Below are 20,601 nucleotides of genomic sequence, written 5' to 3' on the forward strand. Positions count from 1 at the left end.
GGGACGATGAAATGACAATTGAATTTATCTTACCGGACATTGGTGAAGGTATAGTTGAATGTGAACTTCTGGAATGGTTAGTTTCTGAAGGTGAGCATATAGAAGAAGATCAACCTGTCGCGGAAGTAATGACCGACAAGGCTACCGTGCAAATTCCTGCAATGCATGCGGGTGTGGTTAATAAACTGCATTACGCGGTAGGCGATATTGCTAAAGTGCACGCACCATTATTCTCTATGACGCCAGATGATGCCGACGCTAACTCAGATACACATGAAGACGCGCAAGCGGAAGTAAAAGACAATGCGTCTGAAACAGCGACAGCGAATGATAGTGCTTCTTCAGGCGCTTCAAACGGCAAGCACATCGAAGACTTTATTTTGCCAGATATTGGTGAAGGTATTGTCGAGTGCGAAATTGTGAAATGGAACGTGGCTGAAGGCGATGAAATTGAAGAAGATCAAGCCGTTGTAGAAGTGATGACCGACAAGGCAGTGGTAGAGATCCCCGCTAAAAACGCAGGTACCGTGCATCGTCTTTATTACGCGCAAGGCGATATAGCGAAAGTGCATAGTGCATTGTTTGCGTTAGAAGTTGCCGGTGAAGTCACAACTACTAGCGGTACTGATGACGAATCACCATCGGCAAAAAACAACGCTTCAAGCGTTGTATCTCAAAGTTCAGTGAACACGCAAACAAACGGTTCAAGTCAGCAATCAGCGCAAATTTCTCCTTCAAAATTCAGCGACGGCGAATACGAGCCACCTATCGCTATAGAAGGTAAAGTGTTGGCTAGCCCCGCGGTAAGACGTGTTGCAAGAGAAAAGAATATCGACCTTTCTACTGTGGAAGGCTCGGGTAAAAAGGGGCGGATCCTTAAGTCTGACGTGTTGAATCTACAACATTCGAATGTTGACACGTCGTCTCAAAATTCGAGATCTTCTGCGCCAAGCTCATCTACCGCAGAAAAAGGTGATTTGAATAGCACAAGCACTGTGCTTAAAGGCAGCGTTAGAACAGAAAAAGTACGCGGTATTCAGGCAGCTATGGCGAAGCAAATGTCGGCTTCGGTCTATACTATCCCGCACTTCACAGTAAGTGACGAGTTGGTAATGGACAACCTGATGGCGCTACGCAAGCTGCTTAAACCTGAATTTGAAGCGAAGAACGTAAAACTCAGCTTTATGCCGTTTTTCGTTAAAGCAATGTCGTTGGCACTTAATGAGTTCCCTGTCATTAACAGTCAGCTTAACGAAGACGCCACTGAGATAAGCTACTTCACAGATCACAATATTGGTTTTGCAGTAGACTCTAAAATTGGTTTGCTTGTACCGAATATTAAACGCGTACAAGACCTCTCGCTTTTAGATATTGCTGTTCAAATGCAGGTTATTATCGAACAAGCCAGAGCGGGCCGCGTGGCTGGCGAGCACCTAAAAGGCGGTACGATTAGTATCTCTAATATCGGTGCAATAGGCGGTATTACCGCAACGCCAGTAATTAATAAGCCAGAAGCTGCTATTGTTGCTCTCGGCAAAACGCAGAAACTTCCGCGTTTTGATGATGAAGGGAATGTTAGCGCGCAAAATATCATGGCGGTAAACTGGTCCGGCGATCACCGTATTATTGATGGTGCGACTATGGTGCGATTCAATAATCTATGGATGAGTTACCTAACTCAGCCAGAAAAAATGTTGATGCACCTTAAGTGATATCATTCAAAGCAATTTGATTTGCAGTAGCAATATTTTAAAAGGGCCAGTAGCAAAACTACTGGCCCTTTTTGTTTTGTATACCTCAAAGCGCGTTGACGTTATTATAGAGCACTATAAACAAACGAAAATTTTACTGAGGTTTTGTGCTTAGTTATCAACATGCCTTTCATGCGGGCAACCACGCTGATGTCATCAAACATCTTTGTTGGATTGGCGTTATCAACGCATTAAAGAAAAAAGATAAACCTTTTACGCTTTTCGACACCCACGCAGGCGCGGGCGCTTACGATCTAACCGATGCCATGTCATCAAAAAATAAAGAGTACGAGACGGGTATTTCTCGTTTGCTTATAGATGATAAAGGCGTTCAGGACTTGCCAAATTTGTTGGCAGACTATCTATCGTTGTGTGAACCTTTTTTAGCACAACAACAATATCCGGGCTCACCGGCAATAAGCGCAAAAGCGAAAAGGGATGGTGATAATTTACACCTAATGGAACTTCATCCTGCGGAATTCGATAAACTAGACAAAAACGTATCCCGTTTACGAACCCGTAATAGCCACGTACATAAACGAGACGGTTATGAAGGGCTTCGCGCACTCACGCCACCTAAACCCAATCGCGGTGCTATTTTAATCGACCCTCCTTATGAGCGCGTGAATGAATATAGCGACCTTGTTAAGGGTGTGGAACAGGTATTTAAACGCTGGCAGCAGGCACAAATCGTAGTGTGGTATCCACTATTGTCAGAGAGGGCTGGTGCCAAAAGTGGTGCAAGTGAAGCTATGTGCGAGAAGCTTGCAGCATTAGGTAAACCCTGTTTTAAAGCAGAAATACATGTAGCAGAAAATACCCCAGATGCTGGAATGTATGGTTCTGGCGTATTCGTGTTAAACCCGCCTTGGCAATTAGATGCTAATTTAGAGAGCGCGCTAGAAAGCGTTGTTGGTATGTTAGGTGCTGATGAAACGGGTTATCACGCTACAGCGCATGTTACCTGGATAAACGAAGATAATTGATTGCTGTGCAGTTTAACAATGGTAAGCGTATTGTTGCTGATTAATCTGTTTCAAAAAGTCACTAAAAGCGTGAAGTAAAAAACATGTCGCAACTCAAAGGCCTAAAACATTTCTATATACCCGATGAGCAGTCGATATATTTGCTATCCCATGCGGATGCGAAAAAACTAAAAGACTGGGTAAACCTTTGCATTTCACAGTTAGAAGGGTTGGGTTACAGTGACATCGAACTTTTAGGGAAAGGGGCCTTTGGTTTTGCGTTTGCAGGGAATGCACCAAGCGGTGAATCACGGGTATTTAAGTTTTCGCGAATAACGTTGCCGCAGCATGTGCAAGATAGACTAGAAGAGGAAGCTTTTATGCTTTCTCACGTTAATCATGAGTTTGTGCCGCGGTTTATTGAATATCAACAAATACGCAAACAATCCATCTTGGTTATGGGGCGCGCACCTGGCGAAGACCTAGAAAAAGTCAGCTTGAAAACAGGCCCACTTTCGCCCCGTATTATCGTCAAAATTGCAGTGCAGGTCGGCGAACTTTTATCCAGTTTTCGCCAATACAGTGAAAATGGAGAAATTAAACCCATTGTGCACGGAGACATAAAGCCCTCGAATCTGGTTTGGGATGCCGAAAATGAATCGGTTGGATTGATTGATTGGGGCTCTTCAGTGTTCGCACAGACTGACATCACTGGGCAATATGTAGGTAACAATGTAATGGATTTAATGTCGGGTGAACTGCATCAAACTAATGCTCGACTTGGCGATGTTTATTTTATTGGCGAGGAGCAGCTTAATGGCGCACTCTCCAGCCCCCGCTTCGATGAACAAGGCTTGGCCAGTACATTATATGCATTGGCATCAGGGCAATCGTGTCGTTACGGAAGCAAGGTTATTACACCTTCATCCCTTGGTCTTCCTAAAATGCTTGCTAATATCCTTGAGCACATGCTCAGTGAAGATCCAGAAAAGAGAAGGCAGGGCGGAGATTACCTGTTTAATCATCTCCACGTTTTGAAGAATATGGTTTTCACTCAAGACAAGCCAACACAATATACTCCGTTAATCCCTACATGGCTGGCCCACACTCAGAACCGTGCTGATATTGAAACCGTTGTTTACAGCTCTCGAAAATCTTACCTACGCCAACAGGCAAGACTGTCTGACTCGTTAGATGAAAAAGACGTAGAGGAACTTCGTTATATAGACGATGCGCAATTTGACCGCTACTACAAAAACTATTTACAGGGCATGGGGGATACCGAAAAAGCATTTGTTTCTGCAATAAGCAGACTAGGCCGTTACCCTGTAGTTGGCGGTATGGCTGTGCGCTGGGAGCCAGAAGGTATATATGTCGATTCGAGCTTGAACTTATATGATGAATCAATGAAAGCAGCGTTTGATTTAGCAGTGAATAATGTCATTAATTTAGCAAGGGCTATTCACAAGCCCGCGGTGTTCAAATGTTGTATGTTCAACGCCAAAAACACGCTGCACATTGAACGCGAAAGTGAAGATGAAGACTTTAAACCAGCAGGCGGTATGTTTATTCCCTACGAACTATCACGGGTTTCTGCACAAAAGGATGAAAGCCGTACTCACTCATATTTCGAAGATGGCGATGATCCAGATGAACTATTAAAGCTGCCTCAGGAGATTATCGATACCATCGTTCAACTTAATACAATACATCACACTGGTTGTATTATATTTGAAGCATTACCGCGGCATTTGAAAATTCACAACTATTACACGTTGCTTGATCACAGCCAAGAAGAGCGCTTCTACGCATTATTAGCGCAACTCGTTCAGCAAATTCCCAAAATAAAAGGGCTAGGCATTTCAGGGTTTATGAAGTTACCCTATAAAGATACGCGCTTTTTCGAGCATAAAGCAAAATTGCCTGAAAAGTACTACCCGCGAAACCCAAAAGCAGTAATTGAAGAGAAAGTACAACATGTCTGAGATTAAACTATCGTCACTTTTTGAACTCGAAACAGTGGAAGCTGGCATCTATCGAGGTCAAAGCTGGGATTTAGGCTTCCGCGCCTTGTTTGGTGGACAAGTTTTGGGGCAAGCGTTAGCAGCTGCATACGAAACAGTGGAGGCTGGTAGAGTCGCACACTCATTCCACACTTATTTTTTACTACCAGGCGATGCTAAAAAGCCTGTAGTTTACGATGTTGAAGTAGTGCGAGACGGCAGAAGTTTCTCTGCTCGACGGGTTAAAGCCATTCAGGATGGTAGAAATATTTTCTACATGACAGCGTCTTTTCAGGTTCCTCAAGATGGCATGGAGCATCAAAACCCAACAATGCCAGATGTGCCTGCGCCGGAAGATGTGCAGTCTGACATTGAATTCTATGAAGCTAACTTCAATAAAATTGCACGGCCTATGCAAGAAGCGTTGAGCTATCATAAACCTGTAGATATTCGCACGGTAGATGCAGCTAACTCTTACCAGTCAGCGAAACGCGAACCGACGCGTTATATTTGGTTAAAAGCAAGAGACACAATGAATGCATCATTGACTGTTCATCAAGCTGCGCTTGCTTACGCATCAGATTATCATTTTCTCAGTACGTCGCTTCAACCACACGGTGTTGCGGTAACCGATAAATCACTTCGAATCGCAACGATAGACCATGCTATGTGGTTCCACCGCCCAATCAATATGAACGAATGGTTATTGTATGCAATGGAGAGTCCCTTTAGCGGAGGCTCTAGAGGTTTGGTACGCGGACAAATATTTAACCAAAATGGTGAACTTGTTGCGTCAACCATGCAAGAAGGATTAATGAGAAAAGTAGACGAATAGGGAGAGGGTAATGCGCTACAAATTAGGTTCTACATCACCGCTGGTTGATGAAAGTACGTTTATAGCGCCAGGCGCACATGTTATTGGTAATGTTGAACTCAAAGTGGGTTCAAGCGTTTGGTTCAATGCGGTTATACGCGGCGATATGGACAAGATAACCGTTGGTGAAAATACGAATATCCAAGATGGCAGCGTATTACACACCGATGCAGGTATTCCTTTAGTGCTAGGTGAAGGGGTAACAGTAGGACATAAAGTCATGCTTCACGGCTGCGAGATTGGTGACTATTCCTTGATAGGAATTAACGCCGTCGTATTAAACGGTGCAAAAATTGGAAAGTACTGCATCATTGGCGCTAACGCTTTGATAACGGAAAACATGGAAATTCCAGATTACAGTTTAGTAGTTGGAGCGCCTGGTAAAGTCATTAGAACATTTGATGAGAAGATCGAACCCAAACTAAAAGCGTCCGCTGAACATTACGTAGATAACGCCAAAACATATAAGTCATCATTACAGCCAATTGATAGCTGAAATTTAAGACTAGGCTGTTCGCGATATTTTGAATCCCAATAAAAAATGCCCAGAACAAACGTTCCGGGCCTAGGGGAATGGCTCATTGCTGAGCCGTGCGCTAACTTTTACACAGGAGAGTTTAAATAAAATCTTTTAAACGGACAATGAGTATAGAATACATTTGTTTAAATTATAAACAATTTTTGTGTGAATTTTATCTTACACTCTCAACGTCAGTTAAATTGTAGAACTTATACGTTAGTAATCAATGGACTAAAAACTGGTCGGATGTGATGTTTTTTGAGAAAAAGATGTACAGTTTATATCCACATGTTGCACACATTTTATCCACGTGATGAAGCGTTGTTAATATATACCCTTTTTAAATATATAGACTTACTTTCATTCATGTAAGTTATGTTGAAAACAGACGGTTGTACCATGCCATTATCCTTGTAGTATGACGTCAACGTTCATGCTAAATATGCGTGATACTGACTCTAAAAACAGGCTCTTACATTAATACGAGGATGGATTATGCAATCATTTTCTACTTTTATTCCCCCTGAACGGACTTTGATGGGTCCTGGACCATCCGATGTTAACCCCAGAATTTTAAACGCCATGGCGAGACCCACCCTGGGCCATCTCGATCCATTATTCATTGAGTTAATGGACCAAACCAAGCAGCTTTTACAGTATGCGTTTAAAACTGAGAATGCACTTACTATGCCTATTTCTGCTCCGGGCTCAGCAGGAATGGAGGCATGTTTTGTTAATCTTGTAGAACCAGGCGATAAGGTACTCGTGTGTATTAACGGCGTATTTGGCAATCGAATGGTCGAAAACGTAGAGCGTTGTGGTGGTGAGGCTATTACCGTCAACAATACATGGGGCGAGCAAACTGACCTTAATGTGGTAGAAGACACCCTTAAAGCCAATCCGGATATTAAGATCCTTGCCTTTGTTCACGCAGAAACATCTACGGGCGTACGCAATGAAGCCAAAGCGCTTTGTGAGCTGGCTAAAAAGTATGATTGTCTTAGCATTGTTGATGCAGTTACCTCTCTTGGAGGTGTCGAGTTAGATGTTGACGGTTGGAGCATTGACGCTATTTATTCAGGTTCGCAGAAGTGTTTGAGTTGCGTGCCGGGTATCTCTCCTGTTTCATTTAGTGAAAGAGCAGTTAACGTTATTCAAAACCGAAAAACGAAAGTGCAAAGCTGGTTTCTAGACATGAACTTGATTGTTGGTTATTGGGGGCAGGGCGCCAAGCGTGCCTACCACCATACCGCACCTGTCAACAGTATGTACGCTATGTACGAAGCACTTCTGATTTTAAAAGAAGAAGGCTTAGAAAATGCGTGGCAGCGTCATGCATTGGGTCATGAAAAACTTGCGCAGGGTTTAAGTGAACTTGGGTTAGAGCTAACGGTAGACAGTGCTTATCGTTTGCCTCAATTAAATGTAGTTAAAATTCCAGACGGCGTAGACGATGCTGCCGTTCGCAAGCAATTGCTTGAAGATTTTAATTTAGAAATCGGCGCCGGTTTAGGCGATCATGCCGGTAAAGTATGGCGAATTGGTCTTATGGGATACGCATGTAAACCCCGTAATATCGATCACTGCCTTGCTGCGTTGCGCACTGTGCTTAAGTAAAACGCCTAGCGCCTTTTAATCTTTTCGGTCAACACGTTCAGCGAGATGCTTAGCTGAACGGTTGGCTTTTAGCCGTTTAGCATATAAAACCCATTTAACATAGCGCGTTGATATCAGTCCGCATAGATCATTACCCACTCAGTGAGATTTAAAATCTTCGTAATCACGTCGTGTTACCGCAGGTATAGTGGCACTACATCAAGTTGACTGGTATTACTTATCCATTTTTGGGTCTTGCCTCATAAAAAGCGCATCTCGGCGAAGTTATATCTCTTCTCGTCTTAGTTCAGTGCTAAGATTTCGTTTATTGCGTATATTCATAAACTATTCAGTTTTAAACATTTATCCTTTAGGTAACGTAATTAAAAGGCACCATAAAAAAGGAATCTCTATGAAAATGATCACGCGTACTAATACTTATTCGACAGCTAAAAGTGTAGTTAAAAAAGCATTGTTAGCTTCATCATTTATTGCCTTATCTGCACCTATGGTTTCTGCACAGGCCGCACAAGAAGCGGTTATAAATGTGCAAGGCGTAGGAGCGGTAGAAGTGACACCAAATGCTTATTCAGTCACACTCGTTGTTGAAGAAGAAGGTAATACAGTAGGTAAACTGAACACTCAGCTTGATTCGGATCTGCGTTCTATTGTTAAGTTCTTGCTTAATCAAGGTATAGATGAAAAGCACATTCAGAGTATGCAAGTACGCTTACAACCTCGCTATATCAATACGCCTCAAGGCCGTCAGCAAGAAGGTTTCACGTTGTCACGAGATATCACCGTCACATCTACTGACCTTGAAACTTATGACAAAGTATTAGATGGCGTGCTCAAACGAGGTGTTGATCGCATACAACAATTCAACTTTATTTCAGTTGGTGAAGGCGATGCCTATCAAAAAGCACTTATCTCTGCGGTAAAAGACGCAAAGCAACGTGCACACTTATTAGCAAAAGAATTAGAGATTGAAGTAGGTGAAGTTGTTGCAATCTCAGAATCTGGTGGCAATATGCCGATTCCAGTAATGCGCGCAGAAGCTTTTGCCAAAGACATGTCTATGTCTTTACCTGGCCAAGAGCGCATAGAAGCGCGTGTTAATGTGTCTTTTAACATTGTTCAATAGCAGGAAATTCGTTTGAAAGAACAACAGTACGGTCAGTTAATAAACCAAGCAAAGAGCTTGGTTTCTGGCGAGCACGATCTTATCGCTAACATGGCAAATATAAGTGCGCTGCTTTTCAATAGCCTCGAAGAGGTGAATTGGGCAGGTTTTTACCTTTATAAAGAAGAGCAGTTGGTACTCGGTCCATTTCAGGGGCAACCAGCATGTATTCGCATTCCACTTGGAAAAGGCGTTTGCGGAACGAGTGCAAGTACCAGAACTGTTCAGCGTATAGCAGACGTTCATCAGTTCGAAGGACACATTGCCTGCGATGCAGCGTCAAACTCTGAGATTGTTGTTCCACTAGTGCTAAACGATGTGCTGGTTGGCGTACTTGATATCGACAGCCCTGTTTTTGAACGCTTTACCGAAGAAGACGAAAAAGGGCTCGTTGAAATTGCTCAAATTCTTATGGATTCGCAGAAATAATTATGAAATCCAGTGTTGATATTCACGTTGTTTTATCCACGTATGAGGATATGGAAGACTTTCATGATGACCCAGATGAGGCATCTGAACGTTTAAATTTCATCTTACATGCGGTGTACGACAATGCAGAAGAAGATATTGAAACACAGCGTTTAGAGCAAATTTTGCACTACGCATGGGAATCTTGGCAACAAGATAAGCATTTATTAGAAATAGATGACGACGAATTGCTTGATTGGGTTGACCACACGCTGGCAACTTGGGATGATGCAAGTAACGATGAAATCTCCTGAATAATTTAGAAAGTTAATGGAATCACCAGAGAAGTTTACCAACAGTAAGGAAGTGATAGCTTTCCTTGCAGAGACCTTTCCGAAATGTTTTAGCATTGAAGGCGAGGCCCGCCCACTTAAGATCGGTATTTTTCAAGATCTTGCCACACGTTTAGAAGAAGAGGAACGCGTTAGCAAAACCTTACTTCGTTCTACACTACGACATTACACCAACAGCTGGCGCTATCTTCATAGCATCAAAGAAGGTGCAAACCGTGTAGATTTAGACGGCGTTGAAGGCGATGCAATTGAAAAAGAACACGCTGATCATGCGCAGCAGCAGTTAGAAGAAAGCAAAGCAAAAGCAGCTGAAAAGCGCAAAGCTAAGCTAGCTCAGCAGCCTAAGCGAAAAGATAAACGTCAATTTAATCGTCCAAAAGGTGAAAAATCTGCAAATTCGGACCATGCTGATACTAAGCGCGGAACTAAACCGAAAAATAACAGACCAAACAATACACCACCTGCGAAATTGACAGATAGCGATTTACAGCAAGGTACGCAAGTTACCGTTAAATTAGGTAAAGCACCTATGCCTGCAGTAATTACCGAAGTAGCTAAAGATGGCATTCACGTTCAATTAGACTCAGGCATGGTAGTTAAAGTAAACGCAGACGCTTTACGTTTGGCACGCTCCAAGAGGTCGTAAAATATGAGAGACATCCTTCGAATTTCCATCGCCAGTGCTTTTCTTACCGTTGGGGTAGGAGCAGGCGCAGTTACGTCAACACCAGAGGTAGACGAGCTTCCCATTTTACAACAGGAATCTCAACACAGTGTTGCAGCTAAGCGAGTAAGCGCACTCTTTACCAGGGCGCACTACAAGGAAATATCGTTGGATGATGCACTCTCAGCTAGAGTTTACCAGCGCTTCATCGATTCATTAGATCACAATAAACAAGTGTTATTGCTGTCTGATGTTGTGGGTTTTGAGAAATACCGCACATTGTTTGATGATGCGCTGAGTAAAGGCAACCTCTCTGTTGCCTATGATATGTATAACGTAAGCGCGAAACGACGCATTGAGCGTTATGAATTTGCACTTGCACTGTTAGAGAAAGGCCCGTTCGACTTTGAAAAAGAAGGCGATAAGTTCTTTTACGACAGAGAAGATGCTGAATGGCCAGCCAATAAAGCTGAGCTGGATGAAATTTGGCGTCAACGCGTTAAATACGACGCGTTGAATCTAATACTTGCAGACAAAACGTGGGAAGAGGCTAAGGAGCTTCTTACCAAACGCTATACACGAGCGATTAAGCGCACTAAGCAAGCAAAGAGCGAAGACGTTTTTCAAACTGCAATGAATGCATTCGCACGTACAATTGAAGCTCACACCAGTTACTTATCTCCGCGTAACGCTGAACGTTTTCAAATGGACATGAACTTGTCGTTTGAAGGTATTGGTGCAGTATTACAAAGCGAAGATGATTACACGGTAATCAAAAGCGTTGTACCTGGCGGACCTGCAGATGAGTCTGGCGCAATAAAACCAGAAGATAAAATTGTTGGCGTAGCACAAGACGACGAAGAGTTTGTTGATGTGATTGGTTGGCGATTGGACGAAGTGGTTGAGTTAATTAAAGGCCCGAAAGGAAGTACTGTTCGTCTACAGGTTGAAAAAGGAGCTACGGATGCGAAAACCACGTCGGTAGTTAGCCTTACTCGCGATAAAATTAAGTTAGAAGATCGCGCAGCCAAATCGGAAGTATATGTGCCAGAGACTGGCCCTCACGCGGGTGAACCTCTAGGTGTAATCACCATTCCTAGTTTTTACAACAACCTTAGTATGGATGTTGCTAAAGAAATAGAAAGCTTGAAAGCGCAAAACGTTAAAGGCGTTATCGTAGACTTGCGCGGTAATGGCGGTGGTTCTCTAACCGAAGCAACGTTACTTACTGGCCTATTTATCGAAAAAGGCCCGGTGGTTCAAATTCGATACGGTCAAAGCAAAGTTAGCGTTAACCGTGATACAGATGGCGAAGTGGCTTACGATGGCCCGTTAACCGTATTAGTTGACAGATATAGCGCGTCTGCTTCAGAGATTTTTGCGGCAGCGATGCAAGACTACAACCGTGCTCTCATCGTAGGTGAACAAACCTTCGGGAAAGGGACAGTGCAGCAGCATCGCGGTTTAGGTAAAATTTATGACCTTTACGACAACCCATTAGGTAGTGTTCAGTTTACTATCGCCAAGTTCTATCGCATTGACGGCGGCAGCACCCAGCATAAAGGCGTTATTCCTGACATTCTTTATCCATCGGCAGTTGAACCAGCTGAATGGGGAGAAAGCCAAGCGGAAAATGCGTTGCCATGGGACAGTATCAATCGCGCTAACTATACGACGTTTGCAGACGGTACTGCTGCGCTTGATGTTTTAACAGCGAAGCACAACAAACGTATTTTACAAGATCCTGAGTTTTCTTATATTCAAGACGACATAAAGGAATATAAGGAAAATAAAGACAAGAACTTCATCTCATTAGTTAAATCTGTACGTGAAGGCGAGAAGAAAGAGGCGGAAGAGAAGTCGCTTGCTCGTGCTAACGAACGTTTACAGCGATTGGGAATGGAAACTGTCACAACATTGGACGACCTACCTGAAGATATGGAAGAATTAGATCCATTCTTGGACGAGGCAGCCAATATTACTTTCGATATGATCGAAACAGGCCGTTACGCTATCACAAGAAATTAAGTGATTAGAAAAAAGGGCTGGTCTAGGGCCAGCCCTTTTTTTGTGTCTATAAATTATTAAAACAATAATAAAGGGAAATAACATGGCTATCAGAGGCGAATTTTCCTCTCGAATAGGGTTCGTGCTAGCAGCGGCAGGCTCGGCAGTAGGACTAGGTAATATTTGGGGCTTTCCTACAAAGGTAGCAAGTAACGGTGGCGCAGCATTTGTTCTCGTATACTTACTGCTGGCTTTTGTACTCGCTTATCCCGTACTTATGGCAGAACTTATAATCGGACGTAGTTCACGTTCAAATATGGTTGACGCTTTAGGTAAAATATCGGGCAATTTCGTCGGAAGGCTAACGGGCATTTGGGGCTGTGTTACCGTGTCACTTATCCTTGCATTCTACGCTATTGTAGGCGGATGGATGTTGGTTTATTTCGCCGATGCTGCCGTTAGCATGGTGGGATTTACGAGCGCTAGCGACTGGCTACTCACTTCATCAGTTACGCGTAACATTATTTTCTGCTTCTTATTTATGGGTTTAACTGCATTTATCGTTGTCGGTGGTGTAAAGTCAGGCATTGAGAAGTGGTCAGTGCGTTTGATGCCTACATTGGTTATTCTCATTCTCGCATTGATTGTTTATGTGAGCCTACAGCCTGGTGCCGTAGAAGGTTGGTCAGCATATTTAGTACCTGACTTCTCTCGCGTTCTAGACCCAGACTTATTAATTAACGCCATGGGACAAGCCTTTTTCTCAATGTCTTTAGGTGTGGGTACCATGCTGGTTTATGGTTCATACCTAAGTAAAAATGAAAATCTACCTAGCATTGGTGCGTCGGTAGCGCTTGTCGATATCGGTGTTGCGGTTATTGCGGGTATGCTTATTATCCCGGCCATGTACGTTGCATTAAACAACGGCGTTGAAATCTTCACACCGGAAGGCGCGTTAATCCAAGGTGACACGCTGATTTTCAAAGTACTACCAGCACTGTTTGATACCATTGGTAGCGTAGGTCTTTTCGTTGCTTTTACCTTTTTCGCGCTAATGGCGATTGCTGCCGTCACGTCTTCAATTTCAATGTTAGAAGTTCCCGTTGCGTTTATGGTAGAAAGTAAAGGTCTTCAACGTAAAAAGGCCGTGTTATTAATGGCATCGGTCATCTTTGTATTAAGCTGCATCATCATTTTAAATTTTGAAACCTTGTTCGGCTTTGTTATCGCATTAACTACCGAGTATAGCCAACCGTTACTAGGACTCGCCTTGTGTATTTTCGCAGGTTGGGTGTGGCGCAGAGATGCAATACTCGATGAACTTAAACAAGGTGATCAGTTTGCTGAACACAGCATTTTCTGGAAGATTTGGCCTTGGTACGTACGCTTTGTGTGTCCCGTTATCATTGCGCTTATGTTCTACCGCTCAGTCTTCTAAAGCATTCTGGTAAAAAGCGGACAGCACGCTTAACGCGTTACAAATACGATAATAAGGTTTTAAAAAACGACAATGACGAATAAAGAAATAAAAACGCCGTCACTTCTCGATGCAATGCTTCCTATTCTTGCGTTAGTCATAATGATGGGAAGCGCAGTTTATTTGTTTGCCGATAACTCTTCTTACGGTCCAAACCAAATTGCACTTCTTCTAGCGATGGGCTTAGCTGCTATCATTGGAATGAAAAATGGCTACAGCTGGAAAACTATCGAAAAGGGCATTGTAGACGGTATCTCAATGTCTTTAGGTGCCTGCTTAATTCTGTTAGCGGTAGGTTCTCTTATTGGCACATGGATGCTAGCCGGAACCGTGCCTACGCTTATCTATTTCGGTTTAGAGTTGCTTAACCCCTCGTTTTTCTATGCTGCCGCTTGTCTGATTTGTGCGGTTGTTGCAATGAGTATAGGTAGTTCTTGGACTACCGCGGCGACTGTGGGTGTTGCGCTAATGGGCGTTTCTGCAGGCATGGAAATGTCGGCAGCCATAACCGCCGGCGCAGTAGTTTCAGGTGCATACTTTGGCGATAAAATTTCGCCTTTATCTGAAACAACAAACTTAGCGCCTGCTGTTGCGGGCACGGATTTATTTGAGCACATCCGTTACATGCTTTGGACGACGATTCCGAGCTTTGTTATTGCGCTTATTCTATTTACGGTACTGGGCTTTAGTGAAGTGGGTGAGGCCAAAGCAGAACGCATTGAGCAAATGCAACTTTTGTTAAACGAGTCTTTTGACTTAGGTTGGCATTTGTTAATTCCCCTTGTCGTTTTGCTCACTTTAGCGATTAAAAAGATGCCTGCGTTTCCAGCTGTTTTTATCGGCGCTTTGTTAGGTGGCGTCTGGGCAGTTGTATTCCAGTGGGATGTGGTTACTTCTATGGCAAGTGCTGACGACTCGGTGAATGTAGGTGCGTTGAAGGTAGTTTGGACTGCGCTATTCGATGGCGTAAGCTTCTCAACACCTGACGAGAACTTAAATAGCTTGCTTTCTCGTGGTGGCATGTCTTCTATGTTAAATACCATTTGGTTGATCATCTGTGCAATGTCGTTTGGTGCCGTATTAGAGCGTGTTGGCCTATTAAAGCGTGCAGTTTCTGCCATATTAATTGGTGCAAAGTCTGCAGGGGATATGGTGAGCAGAACCATTCTTACTTGTTTTGGTACCAACCTTGTTACTGCAGATCAGTATATTTCAATCGTGATGCCAGGCCGTATGTACAAAGAAGAATTCAAAAAACGTGGTTTAGACCAATTGAATCTTTCTCGCAGCCTTGAAGACGGCGGCACACTTACGTCTCCACTTATTCCTTGGAACACCTGTGGTGCTTACATGCACAGTGTTTTATTAGTCAATCCATTTGATTACGTATTCTATGCATTCTTCAACGTAATCAACCCGATCCTTGCTGTTATTTATGCGTATTTAGGTATTAAGATTTTACGTATTACGCCACCGCATGTTGAAGTAAACAGCAAAGATACGGTTTAACACAGAGTTCCAATTAAACCCACGTAGGCTTTCTTCCAGGAGGATCTATGTCAGTTCAAGCTAAACGCCGGGCGGATTACCAGCCGCCCGCTTTTTCAATAGCGACAGTTGACCTACATATAACGCTACACCCAACGCAAACCAAAGTTATCAGCACGTTGTCCGTCACTCGTAATGGCGCGCACGATAGTCCATTAGTACTTGATGGCGATAATTTATCGCTAGATTCTATTTCTATTAACGGTACGCACCTATCTGATAATGAATACACGGTAACAGATAGCGCTTTAAGCGTGGTTACTGAACTTGATGAGTTCGTCTTAGAAATTACCAATACCATTGCCCCTGAGCACAACAAAGCGCTGGAAGGCTTGTATTTATCAGGTGGTGCCTATTGTACGCAGTGTGAAGCGGAAGGGTTTCGTCGCATTACGTACTTCATGGACCGCCCGGATGTTTTGTCGGTCTACACAGTGACGGTAGTTGCCGACAAATCAGTACCGATGCTTTTGGCCAATGGCAACCCAGTGGACAAGGGCGAGGTTGACGAAAATACGCATTTTGTTAAATGGCACGATCCACATCCAAAACCTTGCTACCTTTTTGCTCTAGTTGCCGGTGACTTCGATTTACTTACCGATAGCTACACCACCACTAGCGGTAAAGAGGTTGCGCTAGAACTTTATGTTGATAAAGGCAAAAAGTCTCAAGGCATTTTCGCATTAGAATCTCTCAAACGGGCGATGAAGTGGGACGAAGATGTGTTCGGGTTAGAGTACGACTTAGATATCTACATGATTGTTGCCGTCGATTTCTTCAATATGGGAGCGATGGAAAACAAGGGCTTAAATGTATTTAACAGTAAGTTTGTTTTAGCCGATCAAAAAAGTGCCACCGATGATGACTTTTTCAATGTTGAGTCGGTTATCGCGCACGAGTACTTCCACAACTGGACCGGCAACCGTGTTACTTGTCGCGATTGGTTCCAGCTTAGCCTTAAAGAGGGGCTTACTGTATTTAGAGACCAACAGTTCAGCGCTGATATGACTTCGGCGTTAAGTAATCGTATAAAGCACGTTCGTGTTATGCGAGAACACCAGTTTGCAGAAGATGCGAGTGCAATGAGTCATCCAATTCGTCCAGAAGAAGTCATTGAAATGAACAACTTCTACACGGTGACGGTTTATGACAAAGGCGCTGAAGTTATTCGCATGTTCCACACATTACTGGGGCCTGACGGCTTTAGACGTGGTATGGACGAGTACTTTAGAAGACACGACGGTCAGGCTGTCACCTGTGATGACTTCATTTCAGCAATGCAGTCTGCTACTGATTTAGATTTAACCCAGTTTACCCGCTGGTATAGTCAATCTGGTACGCCAGTGATTTCTGTCGCACACAGCACTGAGGTCGATGATGATGGCATTGTTAAGCATAGCTTTACATTGTCACAGCACACACCTGCAACCTCCGATCAGAAAGAAAAGCTTCCTCTATATATTCCTGTAAATATCGAGATTATTGATGATGAGGGGAAAAGCTATACAGACAACGAGTCGTTAATTCAAAACGGCATGGTCATTTTAAAAGATGATGCTATGCGTTTTACTGTAGAAGCCAAAACTACTAATTTAACACCTGTAGTATTGGGTAACTTCTCAGCGCCAGCGAAAGTAGAAAACCCATTGGGGACAGAGTCTTTACTTACTATATTTAAGCATGCGAAGGATCCATTTAATCGTTGGGATGCAATGCAAACATTGTATGACCGCTGTGTGAAGCAATTAGAGGAATCGCCGGGGTCTGGTATCAGTAATGAAATCTGGAACGGTATCAAGCAAGCGATTGCCCAAGAGCAGAACAACCTTGAATTGCTGAGTGAATGTTTAGTCATACCTTCGTTTGAGACACTGTGCCAAAGCCGAAGTAACATAAACGTTTCCGCACTTTCGAAAGCGAGAAAAGCGTTCTGCGACCAGTTTGCTCGCGCACTCGAAAAAGAGCTAAAACAAGTCTTCGAAAATATCGAGAAAAGCGCGTATTGCTACACGCAAGAAGCGGTGAATCAACGTCGCTGCAAAAATGTCGTGCTTGCACACTTAGCGCGTTTACCCCAACACGAGCATATTGTGGTTTCTCAGTTTGAAACCGCTGATAATATGACAGATACGCTAGGCGCGTTGAGAAGCGCACAACACTGTAGCGCCACCACTTTCGACAGTTTGATGGCTCAGTTTGAGGAATCGTGGAATCATGACCCGCTTGTTTTGGACAAATGGTTCGCACTCCACGCTACACAAAATCGAGACGATATCTTTGCGACTATCACAATGTTATGTGAGCACCCTCAGTTCGCAATGAGTAACCCGAACCGTGTTCGTTGTGTTATTGGTAGCTTCGCTTTCTATAACAGCGAAAGGTTTCATGCACTCGATGGCAGTGGATATAAATTTGTAACCGACTACTTACTTAAGCTCGATGCGGTCAACCCACAGGTTGCCGCCCGTATTGTAACGCCACTGACGCAATGGCAGGGCTTTGCAAGCGAGCATCAGGTTCATATGAAGCAACAGCTTGGCCGTTTGCTTAATCACAAAGGTTTAAGTAAAGATTTGTTTGAGAAAGTAAGTAAAAGCCTTGCTTATGACAAGCATTAGCCAAACTGACTCGGTTTTTTACTTTTCAATAAATGCACCTTACAAGCAATGTGAGGTGCTTTATATTCCATCTATGCCAGATGTGGTCATGGTCAGTGAATCAGGCCTAAGCGTCCAAGTACCGACCAACCGGCTCAGGCAATTTGTTACGTCTGATGGTATTAAAGGTCGTTTTAGGATGATTATTGATGCCAACAAAAAAATAAAATCCTTTGAAAGGCTCGCATAGAGCCTTTTTTGTACGCGACGAATTACTCTCTTGTATATGAGCTTTCACCACTCCCATACGTAACACTTATGCGTTTTCTTTTGTCATTGAGCGTTCCAAAATACTCAACGCAACAGTTTCGCAATATTTCTGTACATTTTTCCTGCAAGTTTATAAATGCCTTTTATACTCACAATAAAGCAATAACTATTTGATACGACTAATGTTGTAAATTTTGTTAACTGGTAGGATTAGTTCTTGCGGTTATGGCAAAATGATGTAATGATTTTGTTAATCGTTATGGTTGGTCATGATGTCACGTATTAAGTCACATCGACTTGGGAGTATAAAAATATGAAAAACGGGCCTAGCGCTTTTAAGATATCACCGGTAGCAGCGGGAGTTCTCTCACTGCTAGGTGCTGCTGCAGTACCAGCACACGCTGCGAATTGGCAAGTGGGTGATGTAAGTATTTCTTTAGATTCAACATTTACATTAGCTACAAGTATTCGAACAGAGGCAAGAGATTACGACCTTATAGGTAACAGTAACCATCCTCAATTCGACTGGAGCGGTTATCACGCAGCTTTCAACCCTTTATACCCAAGTGGCGACGTGTGGGGTTTAGCAGATGGTGGTTATTCCACCAATGGTGACCTTGGTAACCTTGCACACGATCCAGGTGACGCGTTTGCAACGCAAATTTCAGGTACTCATGAATTAGATATCAATTTTGGCGACTATGGTTTCTTCGCCCGTGGTTTCTGGTTCTACGACTTTGAGCAAATGGACGGCGACCGTCCATACTCTAACCCAATAACGGGTAACCAATACGACTTGTGTCAAGACCCTGAAGCAGAAGACCTACTGTGTACCGATGTACGTCTTTACGACGCATTCTTTTATGGCGACTGGTGGATTGGCGACAAACCACTTACGCTTCGTGTAGGCCGTCAGGTCATCAGTTGGGGTGAAAGTACATTCATCCAGCACGGTATTAACACAACGAACCCTGTTGATGTAACACGAGCTCGTGCTCCAGGTGCAGAACTTAAAGAAGTATTCCTTCCAGTAGGGATGGTGTACGCGTCTTTAGGTTTGACTGACACAGTGAGTATTTCTGGTTACTACCAGTACGAATGGCAGCGCAGCTGGCTTCCAGTTTCTGGCAGCTACTTCGCGGGCAACGACTTTGCAGGTGAGGGCGGTCAACGCCAAAATATCCAGCTTGGTTTCAGTGGTAACCCAGACATCGACTTAGATCACCTCCTCACTGCGTTAAACGGATATGGCGATTTGCTTCGCTCTGGCGCTAATCCAGCTGACATTTCGCAAGCCTACCTTGCTTATCCAACCAAAGTGGCTATCCGCGGTTTTTCTGACGAAGCGCACAATGACGCGGACGATCAGGGTCAATACGGTTTACGCTTGACGTGGTTTGCTGAGAATTTGAATGAAACAGAGTTTAGTTTCTATCACATCAATTACCACAGCCAACGCCCGCTTATTTCAGGTAAGACATCCGATTTTACTGCTGAAGGAATTGGCGCGGATCTCGCGTTCCTAGCGTCTAATACCGTTACTCGCGACAACATCACTGAACTGGGTGCATTTACACAGTCAGAGTTCTTCTACCCAGAAGATATCAAACTTTATGGTATGAGCTTTAACACTAACATCGGTACTACGGCTCTTGCGGGCGAATTTGCTTACCGTGTAGATGAGCCGCTTCAAATCGATGATGTTGAATTGCTTTACATGGGTATGCCAGAGCAGCTAGCGAATGCTGGGCTACGTCCAGATTTAGAAGGTATTTCACAGCTAAACAATATCGGAAGAGCAGTAGGCCCAGGCGAAACAGCGGAAGGTTATCTATTCTCTGATACATGGCAAATGCAGTTTACTGCCTCACACGTGTTTGGCCCTAAATTTGGCTCTGACAACTTCGTACTATTAGGCGAAGTAGGTTATGTGAACGTTGTAGATATGCCAGATCCGAACGTAATTCGCTTAAATGCGCCTGGTACAGCACGTACGCCGTCACTAGAGCCTATCAATGGCAATAGTCGTGAAGGTTTACACCAAGCGCTATCAGACGGACCAGAGACTAACCCGTTTGCTACTGACGATGCGTGGGGTTACCGCTTACTTGCTGTCGCTGATTACAACGACGTCATGGCCGGAATTAACTTACGTGCTCGTGCAACATTCTCTCACGATGTAGAGGGTACAACACCAGACCCTCTATTCCTTTTCACAGAAGATGTTAAGTCTGCTGCAATTTCATTGACGTTCGACTACCTAAGCAAGTGGTCAGCAACAGCGTCGTACAGCGCTTTCTGGGGCGGTATTGGTACTACTAATGCGCTATCAGACAGAGACTTCGTTTCATTTAACATCAAATATGCAATCTAAGAGTGGTATTT

Annotated in this window: 16 protein-coding genes; all 16 read left to right on the forward strand. The window is 43.7% G+C overall.

All coding sequences use genetic code 11. The annotated features are described in order from the left end of the window. The first annotated feature begins 11 nt into the window (after positions 1-11). A complete protein-coding gene (locus tag MASE_RS09545) occupies positions 12-1,712 on the forward strand; it encodes a dihydrolipoyllysine-residue acetyltransferase (RefSeq protein WP_014949533.1) in 1,701 nt (566 codons plus the stop codon). 146 nt (positions 1,713-1,858) lie between these two features. Then, complete coding sequence (locus tag MASE_RS09550) at positions 1,859-2,737, forward strand: 23S rRNA (adenine(2030)-N(6))-methyltransferase RlmJ (protein ID WP_014949534.1); 879 nt, start codon at positions 1,859-1,861, stop codon at positions 2,735-2,737. Positions 2,738-2,820: 83 nt separating this feature from the next. Further along, entirely contained in the window at positions 2,821-4,701 is a 1,881-nt protein-coding gene (locus MASE_RS09555; protein WP_014949535.1) for a protein kinase domain-containing protein, read from the forward strand. Beyond that, a complete protein-coding gene (tesB, locus tag MASE_RS09560) occupies positions 4,694-5,554 on the forward strand; it encodes an acyl-CoA thioesterase II (RefSeq protein WP_014949536.1) in 861 nt (286 codons plus the stop codon). Before MASE_RS09555 ends, tesB begins: the two co-directional genes overlap by 8 nt. A 10-nt stretch (positions 5,555-5,564) precedes the next feature. Next, a complete protein-coding gene (locus MASE_RS09565) occupies positions 5,565-6,089 on the forward strand; it encodes a gamma carbonic anhydrase family protein (protein WP_014949537.1) in 525 nt (174 codons plus the stop codon). A gap of 519 nt (positions 6,090-6,608) precedes the next feature. Beyond that, positions 6,609-7,730, forward strand: coding sequence for a pyridoxal-phosphate-dependent aminotransferase family protein (locus tag MASE_RS09570; protein ID WP_041693493.1), 1,122 nt, complete (start codon positions 6,609-6,611; stop codon positions 7,728-7,730). A gap of 391 nt (positions 7,731-8,121) precedes the next feature. Next, positions 8,122-8,853 (forward strand): SIMPL domain-containing protein, encoded by a 732-nt coding sequence (locus tag MASE_RS09575; RefSeq protein ID WP_014949539.1) that lies wholly within the window; start codon positions 8,122-8,124, stop codon positions 8,851-8,853. A 12-nt stretch (positions 8,854-8,865) separates the two neighbouring features. Then, positions 8,866-9,321 carry a GAF domain-containing protein gene (locus tag MASE_RS09580; RefSeq protein WP_014949540.1) on the forward strand — a complete coding sequence of 152 codons (456 nt, stop codon included), beginning with the start codon at positions 8,866-8,868 and terminating at the stop codon, positions 9,319-9,321. Positions 9,322-9,323: 2 nt separating this feature from the next. Next, a complete protein-coding gene (locus tag MASE_RS09585) occupies positions 9,324-9,614 on the forward strand; it encodes a hypothetical protein (protein WP_014949541.1) in 291 nt (96 codons plus the stop codon). A 16-nt stretch (positions 9,615-9,630) separates the two neighbouring features. Beyond that, complete coding sequence (gene proQ, locus MASE_RS09590) at positions 9,631-10,299, forward strand: RNA chaperone ProQ (protein WP_014949542.1); 669 nt, start codon at positions 9,631-9,633, stop codon at positions 10,297-10,299. A gap of 3 nt (positions 10,300-10,302) precedes the next feature. Continuing rightward, positions 10,303-12,345 carry a carboxy terminal-processing peptidase gene (gene prc, locus MASE_RS09595; protein ID WP_014949543.1) on the forward strand — a complete coding sequence of 681 codons (2,043 nt, stop codon included), beginning with the start codon at positions 10,303-10,305 and terminating at the stop codon, positions 12,343-12,345. Between the two features lie 82 nt (positions 12,346-12,427). Next, a complete protein-coding gene (locus MASE_RS09600; RefSeq protein ID WP_014949544.1) occupies positions 12,428-13,762 on the forward strand; it encodes a sodium-dependent transporter in 1,335 nt (444 codons plus the stop codon). Between the two features lie 72 nt (positions 13,763-13,834). Further along, complete coding sequence (gene nhaC / locus MASE_RS09605) at positions 13,835-15,310, forward strand: Na+/H+ antiporter NhaC (RefSeq protein WP_014949545.1); 1,476 nt, start codon at positions 13,835-13,837, stop codon at positions 15,308-15,310. A gap of 47 nt (positions 15,311-15,357) precedes the next feature. Continuing rightward, positions 15,358-17,967 (forward strand): aminopeptidase N, encoded by a 2,610-nt coding sequence (pepN, locus tag MASE_RS09610; protein ID WP_014949546.1) that lies wholly within the window; start codon positions 15,358-15,360, stop codon positions 17,965-17,967. Beyond that, the gene (locus MASE_RS20410) at positions 17,954-18,196 is read left to right on the forward strand and encodes a DUF2835 family protein (RefSeq protein WP_014949547.1); all 243 of its coding nucleotides are present in this window, start codon (positions 17,954-17,956) and stop codon (positions 18,194-18,196) included. The genes pepN and MASE_RS20410 overlap by 14 nt, the downstream gene beginning before the upstream one ends. A 333-nt stretch (positions 18,197-18,529) precedes the next feature. Continuing rightward, entirely contained in the window at positions 18,530-20,590 is a 2,061-nt protein-coding gene (locus MASE_RS09620; protein ID WP_014949548.1) for a DUF1302 domain-containing protein, read from the forward strand. Positions 20,591-20,601: the final 11 nt, after the last annotated feature.

It is taken from the genome of Alteromonas macleodii ATCC 27126, from assembly GCF_000172635.2.
GTDB lineage: Bacteria > Pseudomonadota > Gammaproteobacteria > Enterobacterales > Alteromonadaceae > Alteromonas > Alteromonas macleodii.